General features: G+C 67.8%; 18 protein-coding genes. 10 read left to right on the forward strand and 8 right to left on the reverse strand.

Annotated elements, in window-relative coordinates; all coding sequences use genetic code 11:
• Positions 1-66: 66 nt before the first annotated feature.
• The 10 genes from IE083_RS03975 (at position 67) to IE083_RS04020 (ending at position 10,875) form a co-directional block, all read left to right on the forward strand.
• The gene (locus tag IE083_RS03975; protein ID WP_047965996.1) at positions 67-261 is read left to right on the forward strand and encodes a (2Fe-2S)-binding protein; all 195 of its coding nucleotides are present in this window, start codon (positions 67-69) and stop codon (positions 259-261) included.
• 134 nt (positions 262-395) lie between these two features.
• Entirely contained in the window at positions 396-1,058 is a 663-nt protein-coding gene (locus tag IE083_RS03980; RefSeq protein WP_189352333.1) for a YecA family protein, read from the forward strand.
• A gap of 125 nt (positions 1,059-1,183) precedes the next feature.
• Positions 1,184-3,187 carry a helicase-related protein gene (locus tag IE083_RS03985; protein ID WP_189352334.1) on the forward strand — a complete coding sequence of 668 codons (2,004 nt, stop codon included), beginning with the start codon at positions 1,184-1,186 and terminating at the stop codon, positions 3,185-3,187.
• A gap of 258 nt (positions 3,188-3,445) precedes the next feature.
• A complete protein-coding gene (locus IE083_RS03990; protein WP_189352335.1) occupies positions 3,446-4,651 on the forward strand; it encodes an SEL1-like repeat protein in 1,206 nt (401 codons plus the stop codon).
• A 253-nt stretch (positions 4,652-4,904) separates the two neighbouring features.
• Complete coding sequence (locus IE083_RS03995) at positions 4,905-5,300, forward strand: PA2779 family protein (RefSeq protein ID WP_189352336.1); 396 nt, start codon at positions 4,905-4,907, stop codon at positions 5,298-5,300.
• A gap of 11 nt (positions 5,301-5,311) precedes the next feature.
• Positions 5,312-6,268 (forward strand): PA2778 family cysteine peptidase, encoded by a 957-nt coding sequence (locus IE083_RS04000; protein WP_229799592.1) that lies wholly within the window; start codon positions 5,312-5,314, stop codon positions 6,266-6,268.
• A gap of 132 nt (positions 6,269-6,400) precedes the next feature.
• Entirely contained in the window at positions 6,401-7,693 is a 1,293-nt protein-coding gene (locus IE083_RS04005; RefSeq protein ID WP_189352337.1) for an aminopeptidase P N-terminal domain-containing protein, read from the forward strand.
• A 35-nt stretch (positions 7,694-7,728) separates the two neighbouring features.
• A complete protein-coding gene (locus IE083_RS04010; protein ID WP_189352338.1) occupies positions 7,729-8,895 on the forward strand; it encodes an FAD-dependent oxidoreductase in 1,167 nt (388 codons plus the stop codon).
• 54 nt (positions 8,896-8,949) lie between these two features.
• Entirely contained in the window at positions 8,950-10,104 is a 1,155-nt protein-coding gene (locus IE083_RS04015) for a UbiH/UbiF family hydroxylase (protein ID WP_189352339.1), read from the forward strand.
• 18 nt (positions 10,105-10,122) lie between these two features.
• Complete coding sequence (locus IE083_RS04020) at positions 10,123-10,875, forward strand: DsbC family protein (protein ID WP_189352340.1); 753 nt, start codon at positions 10,123-10,125, stop codon at positions 10,873-10,875.
• Between the two features lie 75 nt (positions 10,876-10,950).
• On the opposite strand, the gene IE083_RS04025 is transcribed toward IE083_RS04020, so the two are convergent.
• The 8 genes from IE083_RS04025 to IE083_RS04060 all read right to left on the reverse strand — a co-directional run bounded on the left by IE083_RS04025 (position 10,951) and on the right by IE083_RS04060 (position 19,269).
• A complete protein-coding gene (locus tag IE083_RS04025) occupies positions 10,951-11,559 on the reverse strand; it encodes an SAM-dependent methyltransferase (RefSeq protein WP_189352341.1) in 609 nt (202 codons plus the stop codon).
• Between the two features lie 379 nt (positions 11,560-11,938).
• Positions 11,939-12,622, reverse strand: coding sequence for an MOSC domain-containing protein (locus tag IE083_RS04030; protein ID WP_189352342.1), 684 nt, complete (start codon positions 12,620-12,622; stop codon positions 11,939-11,941).
• The gene (locus IE083_RS04035) at positions 12,619-13,320 is read right to left on the reverse strand and encodes a glutamine amidotransferase (protein WP_189352343.1); all 702 of its coding nucleotides are present in this window, start codon (positions 13,318-13,320) and stop codon (positions 12,619-12,621) included. Before IE083_RS04035 ends, IE083_RS04030 begins: the two co-directional genes overlap by 4 nt.
• 159 nt (positions 13,321-13,479) lie before the next feature.
• Positions 13,480-14,964, reverse strand: coding sequence for a cobyric acid synthase (locus tag IE083_RS04040; RefSeq protein ID WP_189352344.1), 1,485 nt, complete (start codon positions 14,962-14,964; stop codon positions 13,480-13,482).
• Positions 14,965-15,201: 237 nt separating this feature from the next.
• Entirely contained in the window at positions 15,202-16,065 is an 864-nt protein-coding gene (locus tag IE083_RS04045) for a cobalamin-binding protein (RefSeq protein ID WP_189352345.1), read from the reverse strand.
• A complete protein-coding gene (cobD, locus tag IE083_RS04050; protein WP_189352346.1) occupies positions 16,062-17,075 on the reverse strand; it encodes a threonine-phosphate decarboxylase CobD in 1,014 nt (337 codons plus the stop codon). The genes IE083_RS04045 and cobD overlap by 4 nt, the downstream gene beginning before the upstream one ends.
• On the reverse strand, positions 17,072-17,971 hold the full coding sequence (gene cbiB / locus IE083_RS04055) for an adenosylcobinamide-phosphate synthase CbiB (RefSeq protein WP_189352347.1): 900 nt from the start codon (positions 17,969-17,971) through the stop codon (positions 17,072-17,074). The genes cobD and cbiB overlap by 4 nt, the downstream gene beginning before the upstream one ends.
• Positions 17,965-19,269 carry a cobyrinic acid a,c-diamide synthase CobB gene (locus IE083_RS04060; RefSeq protein ID WP_189352348.1) on the reverse strand — a complete coding sequence of 435 codons (1,305 nt, stop codon included), beginning with the start codon at positions 19,267-19,269 and terminating at the stop codon, positions 17,965-17,967. Before IE083_RS04060 ends, cbiB begins: the two co-directional genes overlap by 7 nt.
• Positions 19,270-19,315: the final 46 nt, after the last annotated feature.

A 19,315-nucleotide genomic window follows, 5' to 3' on the forward strand; every position in this document is an offset into this window, starting at 1 on the left:
TTGACAATCGTTATCATTGTCTTCTAGTATGGCAATCAAGATCAATTCTTATTCAGGATTCATGCCATGTACGTCTGCCTTTGCCACGGAGTAACCGATCGCGATATCCGCGCCGCCGTTTGCAATGGTGCCACGCGCATGAGCGATCTGGCGCGCGAACTGAAGGTCGCCACCGAGTGCGGCAGCTGTGCCTGCCAGGCCAACCAGATCCGCAAGCAGACGCTGCTGCAGATCAGCGAGCCGGAACTGGCCGCCGCCTGAGTCCGGCAATCTCCCGCAGTCGCCACAGCCCGTCAAGCACCTGACGGGCTTTTTGCTATGCTGAATACAGCACGCCTGCTGCCAGTGCCGGGGAACACGCGTACAATGCGCGCCAAACCTTACGGAGAACGAACATGACCGAATTCAATGAAGCAGATCTGGAGCGTCTGGAAACGCTGCTGACCCCGCTGTCGCAGGCCGGCACCACCATGCGCCCGGACGAAGTGCAGGGCTTCTTCTGCGCGCTGGCGTGCGGCCCGGACAAGCTCACCATCGACGACTGGCTGCAAGACGTACTTGGCGATGTGCCGGCTTTTGAAAGCGCCGATAGCAAGGCCGAGATCAAGACGCTGCTGCAGAAGTACTACGATGCTACCGCCGAGGCGCTGGCCGACGGCGACCTGCCGGAACTGACGCTGTACAGCGAGGAAGAGGGCGAAGCGCCGGACTTCCGCCCGTGGTGCAATGCCTTCATGTACGCGCTGGACGTGGTGCCGACCGATTGGTTCGACGCCGCCGACGACGAAGGCTTCGAAGAGCTGCTGATGCCGGTGATGGCGCTGGGCGGCATGTTCGATGCCGACGGCGACGAGCCGGCGATGATGGAATTCACCGCCGCCGAGCTGGAAAGCTTCAAGAGCGAGCTGGACGAAGCGGTACTGGCGGTGTACGGCTACTGGCGTGCCAAGGAGCAGGCACCGGTGACCATGCGTCGCGAAGGCGACAAGGTTGGCCGCAACGATCCGTGCCCGTGCGGCAGCGGCAAGAAGTACAAGGCCTGCTGCGGCCAGAACTGATCGCGCCGGAACACGCCGCCTGACGGACTGCGCGCAGCCCGCAGGCGGTTTTTGTTTGCCGGCGGCGCCTCGTTCCGCCCTTGCCACCTGGCGCATCGCGCGCTGATTTTCCCCGACGGATACCCATGACCGAACCCACGATTGCCCCCGACACCGCGTCCGAAGACGCCATCGGCGCGCTGAACGCCTATCTGCAGCAATACCACGCCACGCTGGTGACCACCGAGGGCAGCTACGCCGTCTCGGTACAGGGGCAGATCAAGGTCGGCAAGCGCACCGTGCCTTACCACCTGGTACCGGACGCCGGCTTCCTCGGCAAAACCGGCAAGTGGCGCAAGCTCGATGCCGCCGAACGGCTGGCGCTGGTCCGGCTGCGCTGGAACGACGAGGCGCGCGAACGCCTCGAAGCACAGCTGCTGCGCTGCGCCGGCCAGGTGATGACGCTGGCGAACGAGCACCGCGTCGATCCGCAAAGTGCGCTCAACGCGCTGCAGGCCAAGTACGAGCTGGCGCGGCTGCGTTGCGAGCTGGCGCTGGACCGTATCGCGGCGCTGGTGGCGACCCGTGCCGCCGCCAGCCAGGCGGAGAAGACCCGCAACGCGATCAACCTGTCGCTGTACCCGGAGTCGTTCACCCTCGCCGCCGGCATGCAGCGCCACTTCATCGCGGTGCTGGGCCCGACCAACTCCGGCAAGACCCACGCCGCGATGGAGCACCTGGCGCAGGCGAAAACCGGCGTCTACCTCGCGCCGCTGCGGCTGCTGGCGATGGAAAACTACCAGCGCCTGCTGAATGCCAACGTCGCGGTCAGCCTGATTACCGGCGAGCAGCGCAAGCTGCACCCGCACGCCAGCCACGTGGCCAGTACCGTGGAAATGCTCAACCCCAACCGCGCGGTGGACGTGGCGGTGATCGACGAAATCCAGCTGCTGGACGACCCGGATCGCGGCGCGGCGTGGACGGCGGCGGTGTGCGGCGTGCCGGCGCAGACGGTGTACCTGCTCGGCGCGCTGGAAGCCAAGGAAGCGATCCAGTCGCTGGTCAAGCGCGTCGGCGGCACGCTGGAAATCCGCGAGCTGCAGCGCAAGTCGCCGCTGGAAATGGAAAAGGCGCCATTGGGCAGCCTGAAAAACCTGCGCGCCGGCGACGTGCTGATCGCCTTCTCGCGCCGCGAAGTGCTGAACTGGCGCGACCAGGCCATCGCGCAGGGCCTGAGCGTGTCGGCGATCTACGGCAACCTGTCGCCGGAAGTGCGCCAGGCGCAGGCCGAGCGCTTCATCGACGGCGAGACACAGGTGGTGGTCGGCACCGACGCCATCGGCATGGGGCTGAACACCCCGGCGCGGCGGGTGATCTTCACCACCTCCAGCAAGTGGGACGGCTACGCCGAAGGCACCATCGCCGCCGCGCTGGCCAAGCAGATCGCCGGCCGCGCCGGCCGTTTCGGCCAGCACGAGACCGGCTATGTCGCCGGCTTCGACGGCAAGACGCACAAGGTGATCGCCGCCTTGCTGCAGCAAAAGCTGGAGCCGCTGCCGAGCACCGGTTTCTACGTGGCGCCCAACCCGTCCTACCTGCAGCAGATCGCCGAGGCCAGCGGCCAGGAGCGGCTGCAGGCACTGCTGGAGCTGTTCGCCAAGCACATCAACGTGCACGACGAATTCTTCCTGCCGGCCAACCTCAGCGACCAGATCGAGAAGGCGAAGTGGCTGGACACGCTGAAGCTGCCGCTGGACGACCGCTTCCTGTTCAGCCTGTGCCCGGTCTCGACCAAGATCGCGATGCTGGAACACGCGCTGCAGGACTGGGCCGAGTGCCGCGCCAAGGGCAAGCAGGCGTCGCTGCTGCGCATGGAAGGCCGCGGCGGCCGCAACGAGCTGCAGTTCCTCGAGGACACCTGCAAGCTGTACTCCGCCTACGCCTGGCTCAGCTACCGCATGCCGGAAACCTTCCCGCACGGCGAGCTGGCGCAAAGCCTGATGCAGTCGACGTCGGAGAAGATCGACGCGTTGCTGCAGGTGCAGAACACCCGCCACCGCCAGCAGCGCAAGCCGGCGCACAAGCCGACCCACATCACGCCGCCACACCGCAGCGGTCAGCCCAAGGTTGGCCGCAAGCCGCGCAGCTGATGTCGCCGTGCTGAGCCCCGCAAAACGCCCGCCAGAGTCATCCGGCAGGCGTTTTTCTTTGGTATGCCAAATCAGGTTGCCGGCAACCGGACGGCGTATCTTCCCGGGCATCAAACTCCCCGGTAAATCCGGCCATTTTGTTCAATAGTGAATGAATTGTAGTGTCGCGGCCGCAGCTGCAAAAAGACCTTGAACAGGCTCTTAATGGTGATGGCGACCCATCTGCGGTATTTGAAATCCGGATGTTGCGGAGGTGTCATGGTGAAACCCGGGTTTGCCGTTATCGCTTTAGGGCTGGTGCTGTTCCCGCTTGCTGCCAGCGGCGGGGTGGAGGAGGCGACCGAAGCCTACCAGCGTGGCGAATATGCGGTGGTATTACAGGAGTTGATGCCGCTGGCGGCACAAGGCAATGCCCGGGCACAGACTGGATTGGGCGTGCTGTATGAGCACGGGCAAGGTGTTGCCCGGGATTATGCCGAGGCTGCCAAGTGGTATCGGCGGGCAGCAAATCAGGGATTTGCCAAGGCAGAGTATGACCTTGCCAACCTGTACCAGTACGGACGGGGCATGGCGCAGGATTATGTGCAGGCCGTCGAGTGGTACCGTGCTGCTGCGGAACAGGGATTTGCCGCCGCCCAGTCCGCCCTGGGTGATATGTATCTGCACGGCAGGGGTGTCAGCCGGAGTTACGCCTTGGCGCACGAGTGGTATCTGAAGGCGGCCGCACAGGGGGATGCCGATGCGCAGTTAAACCTGGGCGTGATGAGCGAACAGGGGGAAGGTGTCGCCAAGGATGCGGCCGATGCGGTCGGCTGGTACCGTAAAGCGGCGCTGCAGGGCAATGCCAGGGCTCAACTGTATCTGGGCGATATGTATCACTCTGGCCGTGGTGTCGGCAGGGACGACACTCTGGCGGTGAAGTGGTACGGGGCGGCCGCCGGCAACGGGGTTCCCGGTGCACAAATGCTGTTGGGCAATATGTACCTGCGTGGTCGGGGCGTTGCCAAGAACGAGGATGAGGCCATCAAGTGGTTACGCATGGCTGCCAGGCAGGGATATCAGCCTGCAATAAACCAGCTGGCACTGGCAGAACAGTCCAGGGCCGCAGGTCGGGGAGATGCCAAGGCACAGTATGAAATGGCTTACTACCTGTCGATGATGGGCGGCAGCCAGTCGCAGGTGCTCGAACTCCTGCACCGCTCCGCCGGGCAAGGTTATCCTGACGCGCAATATGATCTGGCCACGCTCTATGAGCAGGGCGACGCCTTGCCACAGGATCTGGCGCAGGCGGCCAACTGGTACCGCAAAGCCGCAGAGCAGGGACACGCCGTTGCGCAATACCACCTTGGTCTGATGTATGAGCAAGGTACGGGGGTGAGCAAGAACACCCAAGAGGCCTGGAAGTGGTACCGCAAGGCCGCCGAACAGGGGCTGGCCAGCGCGAAAAGCAAGCTGAAGAAATAGACCGTATCCCGATTTTATTACGCCAGGCGGAAGCCGGACCCGGAAACTGGTGCCGCTCATCGCGGCGGATGACGCCATGTTGCGGCCAACCTTGGCCGCTCCGTTTCGTCCGCGCCGGCATTTACACCCGGGCATGCAATGGGCCGGGCCATGCTAATGCGCTGTCTATAATGGCTCAACGCTGGTCCTCCCCATGAGTTACGGCATGCGACGCGGCGTCTTTTGCTTCTTAATCCTGCACGAGGAACACATCATGAAACGCTTTCAGCGCACGCTCGCTCTTGTCGTCTGCTGCTCCATGCTCAACCTCAGCCTGCTGCAGTCCGCCCACGCCGTCATGGTCAGCACCGAGGAAGTGGCCCGCCTGGCGGTCACCGGTGCGCCTGACCCCGGTCACGCCCGGCTGGCCGCGGTACTGGCGCGCGACAATGTGCGCAGTGAAATGGAACGGCTGGGCATCGACCCGGCCAGCGCGCAGGAGCGCGTCGCCGCGCTGACCGACGAGGAAGCGGCCAGCCTCGCCGACCAGATCGACAAGGCGCCGGCCGGCGGCATCATCGGCGCCATCCTGCTGGTGTTCTTCGTGCTGCTGGTCACCGACATTCTCGGCCTGACCAAGGTGTTCCCGTTCACCCGCTCCGTGCGCTGAGCGGCAAGCCGATGCTGGCGATGCTGATCCGGCCGTTGCGGGCGCTGTGGCTGGCGCTACTTGTCACGCTGCTGCTGGCCGCCTGTGCCAGCACGCCGCTGCAGCCGGTCGCGCTCACGCCCGGTGCGTCGACCCGCGCCGAACTGGCCGATACCCCGTTCTTCCCCGACGACAGCCACTTCTGCGGCCCGGCGGCGCTGGCGACCAGCCTGTCCGCCGTCGGGCTGGCGATCACGCCGGCACAGCTGGTGGGGCAGGTGTTCCTGCCGGGACGGGAGGGCACGCTGCAGATCGAGATGCTGAGCGGTGCACGGCGGCAGGGCGCGGTGGCGATGGTCATCCCCGGCACGCTGACGGCGCTGAAACAGGAGATCGACGCCGGGCATCCGGTAGTGGTGCTGCAGAACCTGGGCCTGTCGTGGGCGCCGTCCTGGCACTACGCGGTGGTGGTCGGCTACGACCTTGAGCGGGAGCTGCTGCTGCTGCGCTCGGGGCCGATGCGACGGCAGGAGATGACGCTGCGCACCTTCGGCCATACCTGGCAGCGCAGCCAGTACTGGGCGTTCGTCGCGCTGCCGCCGGGGCGGCTGCCGGCGAGTGTCGCGGAACCGGATGCGACACGGGCGCTGGTGGCCTTCGAGCGCAATGCCAAGCCGGCGGCGGCGGTCACCGCCTATCGCGCGGCGCTGCAACGTTGGCCGCACAACGCCACGCTGGCGATGGGGCTGGGCAATGCGTTGTACGGCGCCGGTGACTTGCCGGCCGCGGCGCAGGTGTTCCGCGATGCTGCCGTCACGCACCGGCTGGCGGCCGCCTACAACAACCTGGCGCGCATCCTGTTGCAACAGGGCCATGTCGCCGAGGCCAGGCAGGCGGCGGCGCGCGGCCTGGTGCTGGCCGGTCCGCTGCATGCCACCCTGCTGGACACGCTGCGTGACATCGAGGCCATATCGCAACCTGGCTCCTGATTCGCCACCGCCATGTCATGCAGCGTGATGACCGCATCACCGTTGCTGCCTTGCCTCCTGCGGCAGCAGGCAGGCGTGGCGCGCCTGTTCTGCTAAACTAGCGCGATTTCCACCTTGCCGGACGTGATCGTCATGCATGTCAGCTTTCAACACCGCCGCCAACGCCTGTTGGCGCAACTGGGCGACGCCATCGCCATCCTGCCCACCGCGCCGGAAGTGATCCGCAACGGTGATGCCCACTATCCCTATCGTGGCGACAGCCATTTCCTGTACCTGACCGGTTTTAGCGAGCCGGAAGCGGTGCTGGTGCTGGACGGCAAGGCCGGCAAGGCGCTGCTGTTCTGCCGCGACAAGAATCCGGACAGCGAGATCTGGGACGGTTTCCGCTACGGTCCGGCGGCGGCGGAGGCGTTCGGCTTTGACGAGGCGTACAGCATAGTCGAGCTGGACCAGCGCCTGCCGCCGCTGCTGGCCGAGCACGCGGCGCTGTACTGGGCGGTGGGGCGCGACACCGGCTGGGACGCGCGCATCGCCGGCTATCTGCAGCAGGCACGGCAGCAGGCGCGCGTCGGCAAGGATGCGCCGCAGCAGTACGGCGACCTGCTGGCACTGATCGACGAGATGCGCCTGCTCAAGGACGAGCGCGAGATCGCCGTGTTGCAACAGGCCGGCCGCATTTCTGCCGAAGCGCATGTCCGCGCGATGCAGGCCTGCCGCCCTGGCATGATGGAGTACCAGATCGAGGCCGAGCTGCTGCATCACTTCGTGCGCAATGGCGCGCGGCAGCCGGCGTACGAGAGTATCGTCGCCGGCGGTGCCAACGCCTGCACGCTGCACTACGCGGCCAACAATGCCCGCCTCAACGACGGCGATCTGCTATTGATCGATGCCGGCTGCGAGTTCAACGGCTACGCTGGAGACATCACCCGCACCTTTCCGGTCAACGGCCGTTTCAGCGGCGCGCAGCGCGACGTGTACGAGGTGGTGCTGGCGGCGCAGCTGGCGGCGATTGCCGCGGTGCAACCCGGCGCGCGGCTCGATGCGCCGGCCGACGCCGCGCTGCGGGTGCTGGTGCAGGGCATGCTGGATCTGAAACTGCTGGCCGGCAGCGTGGACGGGGTGATCGAATCCGGTGACTACCGCCGCTTCTACATGCACGGCATCGGCCATTTCATCGGCCTGGACGTGCACGATGTCGGCGCCCGCCGTCCGGGCGGGCCGTGGCGCAGCTTCGAGAGCGGCATGTGCACCACCATTGAGCCGGGGCTGTACATCCGTCCGGACGATCGCGTGCCGGCGGTGTTCCACAACATCGGCATCCGCATCGAAGACAACGTGCTGGTGACCGACGACGGGCACCAGGTGTACACCGACGACGTACCGAAGCGCATCGACGACATCGAAGCGCTGATGAAACAACATTGACTCCGAACGAGGCCGCCGCGACAGGCGGAACGAGCATGCAAGGCGTACCCGAACATAGTGAGATTGTCATCGTCGGTGGCGGGCCGGTCGGCGCGCTGGCGGCATTGCGGCTGGCGCAGGCCGGCCGTGACGTGACGCTGATCGAGGCGCGGGCCAAGGATGCGCCGCTGCGCGATGCGCGCGCGCTGGCGCTGTCGTGGTACAGCCGCCAGCAGCTGGCCACCGCCGGCGCCTGGCCGGACGAGCTGCCGGCGACGGTGATCGACAGCGTGCACGTGTCGCAGCAGGGCGGTTTCGGCCGCACCGTGCTGACGCAGCAGGATCTGGGCCTGCCGCATCTGGGCGCGGTGGTGGACTACCCGGCGCTGACCGCGGCGCTGGCGACGGCGCTGGAGCAGGCCGGCGTGCGCGTGCTGTGGCAGGCGCGGGTGAGCAAGGTCGCGTCGCTGGCGCGCTACGCCAGCGTGACGCTGACCCTGAACGAACGGCAGCATCTGCTGACCTGCCGGCTGCTGGTGCTGGCCGAGGGCGGGGTGCTGGCGGAATCGCTGCCCGGCATCCAGCGCCATGTGCACGATTATCAGCAAAGCGCGGTGCTGGCGATGGTCGAGGCCAGCCAGCCGCACCGCAATGTCGCGTACGAGCGCTTCTCGGCGCAGGGGCCGTTCGCGCTGTTGCCGCACGGCGAGCAGATGATGCTGGTGTGGACGCGCAGCCACGAGGAGGCGGCACGACTGCACGCCGCCGATGGCAGCGTACTGCTGGCCGAGCTGCAGCAGGCCTTCGGCGAGCGGCTGGGCCGCTTCGTCAGCGTCGGCGAACGCGCAGTGTTCCCGCTGGCGCTGCGCCAGCTCAACAGCGTTCACAGCGGCCGCGTGGTGATGATAGGCAATGCGGCGCAGACCATGCATCCGGTGGCGGCGCAGGGTTTCAACCTCGGCCTGCGCGACGCGGTGGGGCTGGTGGCGGCGCTAGAGGGTGCCGCCGATCCGGGCGATGCCGCACTGCTGCGCCGCTACGGTGCCGCGCGCCGCGTCGACAGCCACGCGGTGGTCGGTTTCACCCACGGCCTGGTGCGGCTGTTTGACGGCCAGGGCGTCGCGGTGAAGGCGCTGCGCGGGCTGGGCATGAGCGCCATCGACGCGCTGCCGCCGCTGCGCAAGGCATTCGCCGGGCATCTGGTATTCGGTGTCGGCGTCTGATGCGGCCAACGTTGGCCGCACGCATCGGCCGCCGGACACAACTGAAAGAGAAACATGTCGGACAAGTTTGACGTAATCGTGGTCGGTGGCGGGCTGGTCGGCGCCGCGCTGGCGCTGGCGCTGGATAAACAGGGCAAACGGGTGGCGCTGGTCGAAGGCCAGGCCGAACGCTTTGACGCGCTGGAACAGGGCTGGGACGCGCGCATCTACGCGGTCAGCCCCGCCAACCGCGCCTTCTTGCAGCAGCTGGGCGCGTGGCCGGACGCCTCGCGCCTGGGCGTGATCGCCAGCATGGATGTGCGCGGCGACCAGGGTGGCCAGATCGCCTTTTCCGCCGCCGATGCCGGCGCCGAGGCGCTGGCGTGGATCGCGGAAAACCGCTGGCTGCTGGCCGCGATCTGGCAGCGGCTGCAGCAGGCCAGCGGCGTGACGCTGCTGAGCGGGGTGCGGCCGCAGCAGCTGCGCCACAGCGCGCGCGAGGCGGCGATCGTGCTCGACGACGGCCGCGAGCTGCAGGCGCAGCTGGTCGTCGGTGCCGACGGCGCCAACTCGTGGGTGCGGCAGCAGAGCGGCATCGCCGCCAGCATCAAGCCCTACGGTCACAGCGGGGTGGTGGCCAACTTTGCCTGCGCGAAGCCACACGGCAATATCGCGCGGCAGTGGTTCCTCGGCGACGGTATCCTCGCCTGGCTGCCGATGCCGGGCAACCGTATCTCGATGGTGTGGTCGACCAGCCAGCCGGAGCCGCTGCTGGCGCTGGATGGCGCACGGCTGGCGGCGGTAGTGGCCGCGGCCGGGGGCCATGCGCTGGGCGAGCTGACGCTGCTGTCGCCGGCGGCGGCCTTCCCGCTGCGCCTGATCACGCCGGACAACGTGATTGCGGAGCGGGTGGCGCTGGTGGGCGACGCCGCCCATACCGTGCACCCGCTGGCCGGGCAGGGCGTCAACCTCGGCTTCCAGGATGCGGCAAGGTTGGCCGCAGTGCTGGCCGGTACCCGCGATTGCGGCGAATGGCTGACGCTGCGCCGCTACGAACGAACGCGCAAGGAAGCGGTCAGAACCATGCAGCTGACCTGCGATGCGCTGTTTCAGCTGTTCCATGCCAAACAGACGCCCGGTCTTGCCTGGCTGCGCAACGCCGGCCTCAACCTGACCAACCGCCTGCCCCTGATCAAAAAACAACTGGCCCGCCACGCGGTGGGTTTTTAACCGGAAGAAAGCACAATCATGAATCTGCCTATGCGCCGTCTTGCCCTCGCCGCCCTGATGATGCCCCTGCTGGCCTGCTCCGCCTCTGCCGAGACGCCGGACCAGGTGCGCGCCGCCTTCAAGAGCAAGTTTCCGCAGCACGAAGTCAGCAGCGTGCAGCCGGCGCCGGTGGCGGGGCTGTTCGAGGTGGTGGTGAAAATGAAGCAGGGTGCGCGCGCGCAGTACAGCGTGGTGTATACCGATGCCACCGTAGACCACCTGATCACCGGCGACCTGATCGACACCAAGACTCGCACCAGCGTCACCGAAGAGCGCCTGGCAGAGCTGAACAAGGTCACCGTCGACTGGGCCAAGCTGCCGCTGGACAAGGCCATCAAGGAGGTGCGCGGCAAGGGTGAACGCAAGCTGGTGGTGTTCTCCGATCCGGACTGCCCGTTCTGCAAGAAGCTGGAGCGCGAATCGCTGAGCCAGCTGGACAACGTGACGGTGTACAACTTCCTCTACCCGCTGGCACAGCTGCACCCGGACGCACCGCGCAAAGCGCGCCAGATCTGGTGCAGCAGCGATCGTGCCGCAAGCTGGCTGGGCTTCATGCGCCAGGGCAAGGCGCTGAGCGGCAGCGACAAGTGCGCGACGCCGCTGGCCGAAATCGCGGCGCTGGGCGAGCGCCTCGGTATCAGCGGCACCCCGGCGCTGATATTCCCGAACGGCGAGCTGGTGGCCGGCGCCATTCCGCTGGCGGAGATCGAACGTCGCCTGGCGGCCAAATGAGGCAGCGTTCCCCGGTGCAGGATCGGCCGGCATGAGCCGGCCGTACAGATTGCGGCCAACGTTGGCCGCAACGGTTTACGGCTTGCGCGCCACCACCTGCAGCACGCTGGCCATGCCGGTGTGGTAGCTGCCCTCGATCACCTCGCGCTCCCGCTCGACAAAGTGCAGCAGCTCAAGCCCCGCCAGCTCGCCGCGCACGATATCCGCCTCCAGCAGCATGTCCGCATCCTTCGGCCCGCCGGTGCCGAACGCCAGCTGGCGCGGGGTGTAGCCTTCCATGATCAGCAGCCCGCCCGGTTTCAGCGCCGCGACCGCGCGCGCCATCACCGTGCGGCGCAAGGCCGACGGCAAGTGGCAGAACACCGACACCACCGCGTCGAATTGCGCCTCGCCCGGCTCGAAACGCGCCAGATCGGCCAGCACCGCGGTGATGTCCACCCCGGCCGCCGACGCGCGCGCCAGTAACTTGGCCAGCCCCTCGTGCGAGGCATCCACCGCCGTCAGCGCGTGGCCCTGTCTGGCCAGAAACAGCGCATTGCGGCCTTCGCCTTCGCCCAGACTCAGCACGCGGCTGGCCGGTGCCAGGCGCGGCGACTGTTCGCGCAGAAAATCATTCGGCGCCTCGCCGTAGATGAATTCGCTGACGGCAAAACGGGTATTCCAGAAATCGGCGGTATCGCTCATCGGGGCTCCTTGGAGAAGGTAACGGTGGATGTGGTGGCGCTACGGTAGCGGGATGGGCGAGGAGAGGCAAGACGTTGCGGCCAACGTTGTCGCGAACAGGCGTCCTGATTTTTTGCCACGGAAGCACACGGCAGGCACGGACAAAGGCAAAGCGATATTGGTTACGAAAAATACGACAGCAAAAGACACCAAGGTTGGCCGCAGGCATGTCGGGTTACGCTGCGCCAACCTGATCTGTGGTAACGGGATCGGCCGTATTGCCAGCCAGAACCGGAGCGACGCGCCCCGTCTCGCGCCGTCGGAGAGAGCGGGGATTGAAAAGGGATGGCGGCAGCCCCTTTCCCCGTCCACCGCGCGGAAGCACCAGATACAGCAGACGTCAGCCTTCCAGCCGCTTTGACCAGTCTTCCACTGCCCCGGTGTCGAGCCGGCGCCGGAACGTGCGCTTCCAGCTCTCGGCGAGCGGTGCCAGCTCTGCCGCGGCCGCCCACTCGGCGGCAAGGCCCGGATCGCGCCGGAACAGCAAGCCCAGCAGCCGGCTCAAGGTCCAGTCCGGCTCGGGCCGGTCGATGAGGGTGAGCGCATCACCTGCAGTCACGAAGCCGGGTTCCAGCACGCGGTAATACCAGCCGGTGCGGCCCATGTCCTGCATCAGCCGGGCCGCTCCCTTGTGGCCCAGACGGGCATTCAGTTTCCAGCACGGCTGGCGCCCCTGCGATACCTGTACCACCGCCTCGCCCAGTTCGAATATGTCGCCCACGCAGACATGCTCTTCGGTCAGGCCGGTTGTTGACAGGTTCTCGCCGAAGGCGCCGGGTGCCGCCAGCAAGGGCAATGCGCCCAGATGCTCACGCCAGTGGTGGTAATGCTCCCGCGGATAATGATGGACAGCCTTTTCCGGTCCGCCATGCACCCTCCGGTCTGCCTGCTCGTCTCCGGCCAGGCCTTCCACCGACAGCCACAGCGGCGTGGTGACGGGTGTTTTGTGGATGCCGCTCTGGTGGGGCGTATCCGCCAGTGGCACGGCAAGACCGGTCAGGATCGCATCGATTCTCGCCTTCATCCGGCCGCTCCCAGCTGTTCCAGCCAGGAGGCCAGCATACGGGTGCCGGCCTGGGCTGCCTCATCGGCGACCCGGCTGCTGGCGGCACGCAATCCGGTTACCGACAGGCCGGCGTGTTGCAGTTCGCAGCTATGTCCGATCAGCCATGTCTCGATCCGGCGGCCGTCGACCTCGGGGTGGAACTGGAGTGCCAGGGCGTGATTGCCGTAGGCGAAAGCCTGGTGCGGGGTCAATTCAGTGGAGGCCAGCAAGTGGGCGCCGGCTGGCAGATCGAAGGTGTCGCCATGCCAGTGCAGCACGGGGGCTCCCTGCAAGGCCGACAGGCTGGACCGGGCGCCGGCAGGGGTGAGCGTCACGGCACCCCAGCCGATTTCCTTGGCCTTGCCCGGATAGACCCTGGCTCCGAGCGCCGTGGCCATGATCTGTGCGCCAAGGCAGATGCCCAGCGTCGGCAGTCCCTTGGCCAGGCGTTGCGCCACGCCTTCGATCTCCCCGCCCAGCCAAGGATAATGCTCTTGTTCGTAGGCGCCGATCGGGCCGCCGAGCACCACCACCAGATCGCTGTCCAGCCAGTCGCCAGCGGATAGCCGGTCGATGCCTGCCTGGCGGTATTCGATGGCATAGCCATGTTGTTTCAGGACGGTGTCGAAGATACCCAGGTCCTCGAAACCTACATGTCGTAACGCCAAGCATTTCATACAGGAATCTCCTTCGCAGAAAATGTGCCGCCAACACGGGGTGGCAACAAGAGGACCGCAGGTCGGGCGGCACCTGTGAGGCCCAGTGTTCACCGGGCAAGAGACCATATCGTCAAGTCCGGTACATGTTTGAATCCACGGTGAGCGTCGGGCGCCATTTCATCCAGCGCCAACCCGCCCGGCGGCAGGCCGGCCCGGCATCCCCGCCAGTCTCCCGTACAAGCCCTCACTCGCCTCCGCCAACCTCGCAATGCTCGCCTCGCGCAGCGCAGCCAAGTCTACGCCGTAGGCATTGTCCATGCCAGCCCACCGCAATAGTGTCTGACATGCATCGGGGTGGTCGAACAGGCCGTGCAGGTAGCTGCCCATGATCTGGCCGTCGGGGCTGACGGCGCCGTCGGTGCTGCCGTCGTCGAGCAGGAACACCGGCCGCTCGCAGTCGGCGCCACTGCTTGCGCCCATGTGGATTTCGTAGCCGCTGACCGCCGCGTCGGCGTGGACGAAGCGGCCTTCGCGGCGGATGAGGGTCTTGGCGGCGGCCAGTATGGTGTCGATGGCGAGATAGCCTAAGCCCGTACTGCTACCGGCTTTGCCTTCCATCCCCAGCGGGTCGTGGATCTGCTGGCCCAGCATCTGGTAGCCGCCGCAGATGCCGAGCAGCTTGCCGCCGTAGCGCAGGTGGCGCTGCAGGTATTGCGGCCAACCTTGCGCCTGCAGAAAGGCCATGTCGGCGCGGGTGTTCTTGCTGCCCGGCAGGATTACCAGATCGGCCGGCGGCTTTGGCGCGTCGGGGCCGACGAAGTGCAGGTTGACGCTGGGGTGGGCGCGCAGCGCGTCGAAGTCGGTGTGGTTGCTGATGCGCGGCAGCACCGGCACCACGATGTTGAAGTCGCCTTTTTGCTGCTGCGTCTGCACCGCATCCTCGGCGTCCAGCATCAGGCCGTGCAAATAGGGCAGCACCGCCAGCACCGGCTTGCCGGTCTTGGCTTCCAGCCAGTCGAGGCCGCTTTGCAGCAGGCTGATGTCGCCGCGGAAGCGGTTGATGACGAAGCCGATCACGCGGTCGCGCTCGCTTTGGCTCAGGCAGTCCAGCGTGCCGGTGAGGTGGGCGAACACGCCGCCGCGGTCGATGTCGGCGACGAGGATCACCGGGCAGTCCACCGCCTCGGCAAAGCCCATGTTGGCGATGTCGCGCTCGCGCAGATTGATCTCGGCCGGGCTGCCGGCGCCTTCCACCATCACCGCGTCGTACTGCTGGCTCAGGCGGTCGTAGGATTCGAGCACCGCCTGCATCGCGGTGCTCTTGTAGTGGTGGTAGTCGCGCGCGTTCATGTCGGCGCGCACCTGGCCGTGGATGATGACCTGCGCGCCGGTGTCGGAGCTGGGCTTGAGCAGCACCGGGTTCATGTCGCTGTGCGCTGGTACGCGCGCGGCGACGGCCTGCAGCGCCTGGGCGCGGCCGATTTCGCCGCCGTCGACGGTGACGGCGCTGTTGAGCGCCATGTTCTGCGGCTTGAACGGGGCGACGCGCAGGCCACGGTCGGCCAGCAGCCTGCACAGCGCGGCGACCACGGTGCTCTTGCCGGCGTCCGAGGTGCAGCCCTGCACCATCAGCGTGGGGTAGGGCCAGGGTTTGACGGTCATGGGGAATCTTTCAATATCGGGCTGCGGAATGCATGGGGTTTTTGCCACGGAATCCACGAAAAAACACGAACAAAAACTAAAAACGATTTAGCCACGGAATCCACGGAAAACACGGAAGAAAAACAAAGGCGAAGGCCGCCTGCCAATACAGTTAAAGCACAACAGTCGGTGTCGAGGTTATCTGGTTTTGTCCGTGTTTTCCGTGGCTAAACCGTTTTTGTCGTTGACTCGGGGCGGTTAAGGGTGGCGGCGGGCGAGGTCGAGCTTGGCGCACAGCTGGCGCGTGCCGGCTATCATGCGCGGTGTCGGGCGGTTGAGCAGGTCGCCGTTGACCTGGTGCAACTGGCGGTTTTGCACCGCGGCGATGCCGGGCATGCGCTGCCAGCGCTTGAGCAGGTCGTCGTTGTGGCGCATGGCGGCGGACAGGATCACCTGCGGGTTGGCGGCGATCACCGCCTCGTCGGTGACCACCGGCGCGGTGACCGGCAGCCGGGCGAAGACGTTGCGGCCGCCGCACAGTGCGATGGCGTCGCTGACGATGTGCTGGCCGTTGAGGGTGTACAGCGGCTTGTCCCACACCTGGTAGAACACACTGAGCCTGCTCTTGCCCTGCTGCTGCCGGCGCAGCGCGGCCAGCTCCTGCTCGAAGCGGCGCGCGGCCTGTTCTGCCTGCGCGCTGCTGCCCAGCAGCTGGCCGATGCGGCGCAGGTTGGACGGGATGTCGGCAAAGCGCTTCGGCTGGCTGTAGAACAGCGGGATGCCGAGCTGGCGCAGCGGCTCCAGCTGCCGCGCCGACGGGCCGTGCAGCCACACCAGCAGCAGGTCGGGCTTGGCGGCGATGATGCGCTCCAGGTCGATGGCGCGGAAGCTGCCGGCCTTGGGCAGCGCGCGGGCGGCCTCGGGGTAGTCGCTGTTGTCGTCGACGGCGATCAGGCGCGCGCCGCCGCCGGCGGCAAAGGCCAGCTCGGTGACGTGCGGCGCCAGGCTGATCACGCGCTGTGCCGGTGCCGGCAGGCTGACGCGGCTGCCCTGGTCGTCGATGACGCTGACCGGTGCAGCCAGGGCCGGCAGGCAGGCCAGTAGCGGGAGGAGTCGTTTCATGTCGTGAAATCCTTGTCACGAAAGCTGGCCAGCGCGGCGGCCAGCCGTTGCCAGTGGGGTTCGTCGGCCGGCAGGCCGAGGCGGAAGCGCGGCGCCGGCTCGCTAAACAGCCGGCACCAGATGTGTTGTGTCGCCAGGTGCCGCTGCAGCGCGGTGGCGTGCGCGTACTCGCCGCCGGAGAACAGGTCGCAGCCGGCGTGCGGCAGCGCGTTGGCCGCCAGCAGTGCGGCCAACCTGGCGCGGCGCGCGGCGAGATCGGCCCGCGCCTGCTGCTGCCAGGCACCATCGCGCAGTGCGGCGGTGGCAATGTGCTGCACCGCGCCGGGGATGGTCCACGGCCCCAGCTCCTCGTCCAGCCGCTGCAGGATGGCGGCCTCGGCGGCGACAAAGCCCAGGCGCAGGCCGGCGAGGCCGAAGAACTTGCCCGGCGAGCGCAGCACGATCAGGCCGGGCAGCTGGCCGGCGTGAGCGGTGACCGACAGCTCGGGGCAGACATCGGCAAACGCCTCGTCCACCAGCAGCCAGCCGCCGCGCGCCGCCTGTTGCTGCGCCCACTGCAGCACGCTGGCAGCCGGGTAGGCATGGCCGGACGGGTTGTCCGGATTGCACAGGATCAGCACGTCGACGCGGCCGGCCTGCGCGCCGAGGTTGGCGTGGGCATGGCGGCTGATGGCGTGGCCGTGCCGCGCCCAGCGCCAGCCGTGTTCGCCGTAGCTGGGGTGGGCAACGGCGACGCTGCCGGGCGGTCGCAGCCGCGGCAGCGCCTGGATCGCCGCCTGGCTGCCGGCGACGGGCAGAAGGTTGGCCGCACCGTAGTAGGCGCAGGCGGCGGCGATGAAACCGGCATCCGGCTGCGGCAGCGTGTGCCACAGCGCGGGCGGCACGGCCGGCACCGGGTAGGGAAGCGGGTTGAGCGCGGCGGACAGGTCGATCCAGCCGGCCGGCTCGCCGCCGTAAGTGGCGATGGCGGCGTGCAGATTGCCGCCGTGCACGGGTTTGAGCGTGTTCATAGCGGGATCGCCAGCAGCAGCCACAGCAGCAGCGCCCGGTCCAGCAGGCGCGCGGCGCGGGCGATGTCGACGGCGGCGGGCGTGGCGCCATCGCCCAGGCTTGGCCGCATCTCTAGCTGGCCGTGGTAGCTGGCCGCGCCGCCCAGCCGGATCGCCAGCGCGCCGGCGCCGGCGGCCATCACCGGGCCGGCGTTGGGGCTGTCCCATTGCGGCGCCTGCGTGCGCCAGCAGCGCAGCGCGAGGCGGGTGTGGCCGGCCAGCGCGTAGGCCAGCGCGGTCAGCCGTGCCGGCACGAAGCCGAGCACGTCGTCGGCGCGGGCGGCGACCTTGCCGAAGCGTCCGAAACGCGGGTTGCGGTAGCCCCACATCGCGTCCAGGGTGTTGGCGAGGCGGAACGCCAGCGCGGCCGGGGCGCCGCCGACGGCAAACCAGAACAGCGCGCCGAACACCGCGTCATGGCCGTTTTCCAGCAGCGATTCGGCGGCGGCGCGGGTGACGGCGGCCTCGTCGGCCTGTTGCAGGTCGCGGCTGACGATGCGGCTGGCCAGCGCGCGCGCCTGCGGCAGATCGCCGGCCAGCAGTGCCGCGCCGATGGGGCGGGTGTGTTCGAGCAGGCTCTGCCGGCCGAGGGTGAAGTACAGCACGGCCACGCTGACGGCGGCCGCCGCCAGCAGCGGCAGTTGCGCCAGCAGCCAGGTCAGGGCCAGCGGCAGCGGCAGCACCAGCAGCAGCCAGCCGAACAGGCCGCGCGCGATGCGGCCGCGGCCAACGTTGAGTGTTTTTTCCAGCAGGTTGGCCGCATGGCCGAAGCCGACCAGCGGATGAAGGCGGCGCGGCTCGCCCAGCAGGCGATCGAGCAGCAGCGCCGCCGCCATCAGCGCGGCAACGCTCAGCATGGTGCTGTTCCGGATGGCGACAGAAACAGCGCGGCGGCGGCGGCCGGGTTGCTGGCGAAGTAGGCGTGGAAGTACGACGCCTGCACGCTGCCGTGGCGGTACACCGCCTCGCCGCCGGCACGGCCGTCCTTGCGCTGGCAGTGGGCCAGCGGCGCCAGCGGCGTGTCGAAGCTGGAGTAGTGGAAGGTGTGGCCGCGCAGTTCGCCGGCGGCGTGCGGCCAGCCTTGGCTGCCCAGTGCCGCCAGCTTGCTGCCCATGCGCACGCTGCCGGGCAGCACGCCGGCCATCGCGTGGCTTTGGCCGTCGGTGTCGGTGAGGCTGTCCGTCAGCGCCATCATGCCGCCACACTCCGCCCACAGCGGTTTGCCGCTGGCCGCGAAGGCCTGCACGCTGTGTTGCCAGCGCAAGTTGCTTGCCAGCGTCGCCGCGTGCAGCTCCGGATAGCCGCCGGGTAGCCAGACGGCGTCGGCGTCGGCCGGAATGGCCTCGTCGGCCAGCGGCGAGAAGAAGGCGAGCGTCGCGCCCATGCCGGTCAGCGTGCGCAGGTTGGCCGCGTAGAGGAAGGCAAACGCCGCGTCGCGGGCGATGGCGATGGTGCGGCCGGCCAGTAGCGGCGGCAAGGCCGGCTGCGCCTGCGGTACCGGCGCAAAGGCCGGTAGCGACGCCAGTACCGCGTCGTTCAGCTGCAGCGCGTCGGCCAGCGCGTCCAGCCGCGCGGCAAGATCGGGCAGCTCGGACGGCAGGTGCAGGCCGAGGTGGCGCTCCGGCAGTGACTCGGCCTGCCGCGGCAGGTGGCCGACCACCGGCAACTCCGCCGTGCCACAGGCGCGGATCATGTCGGCGTGGCCGGGGCTGGCGACGCGGTTGGCCAGCATCCCCGCCCACGGCAGCCGGCCGTGATCGCGCAGGCCGCGGGCGATGGCCAGCGCGGTGCCGACCATGGCCGAGCAGTCCAGCACCGCCAGCACCGGCACGCCGAAGTGGCGGGCCAGATCGGCGCTGGACGGCTGGCCGTCGTACAGCCCCATCACGCCTTCGATCAGGAGGTAGTCACACTCCCGCGCCGCCTCGGCCAGCAGCGCGTGGCACTGCGCCTCGGTGCACATCCACAGGTCCAGCACGTCCACATCGCCACCGCTGGCGGCAGCCAGCAGCATCGGGTCGATGAAATCGGGACCGGTCTTGAACACCCGCACCCGCTGGCCGGCACGCGCGAGCTTGCGGGCGAGGGCGGCGGTGACGGTGGTCTTGCCCTGGTCGGAGGCGGTGGCGGAGAGGAGGAGGGCTTTGCAGCTCATGGTTGCTTTCTGGATGGGGTTGGTTTTTGTGCCGCGAAAACCTTTT

It is taken from the genome of Vogesella fluminis (genome assembly GCF_014652335.1).
GTDB lineage: Bacteria > Pseudomonadota > Gammaproteobacteria > Burkholderiales > Chromobacteriaceae > Vogesella > Vogesella fluminis.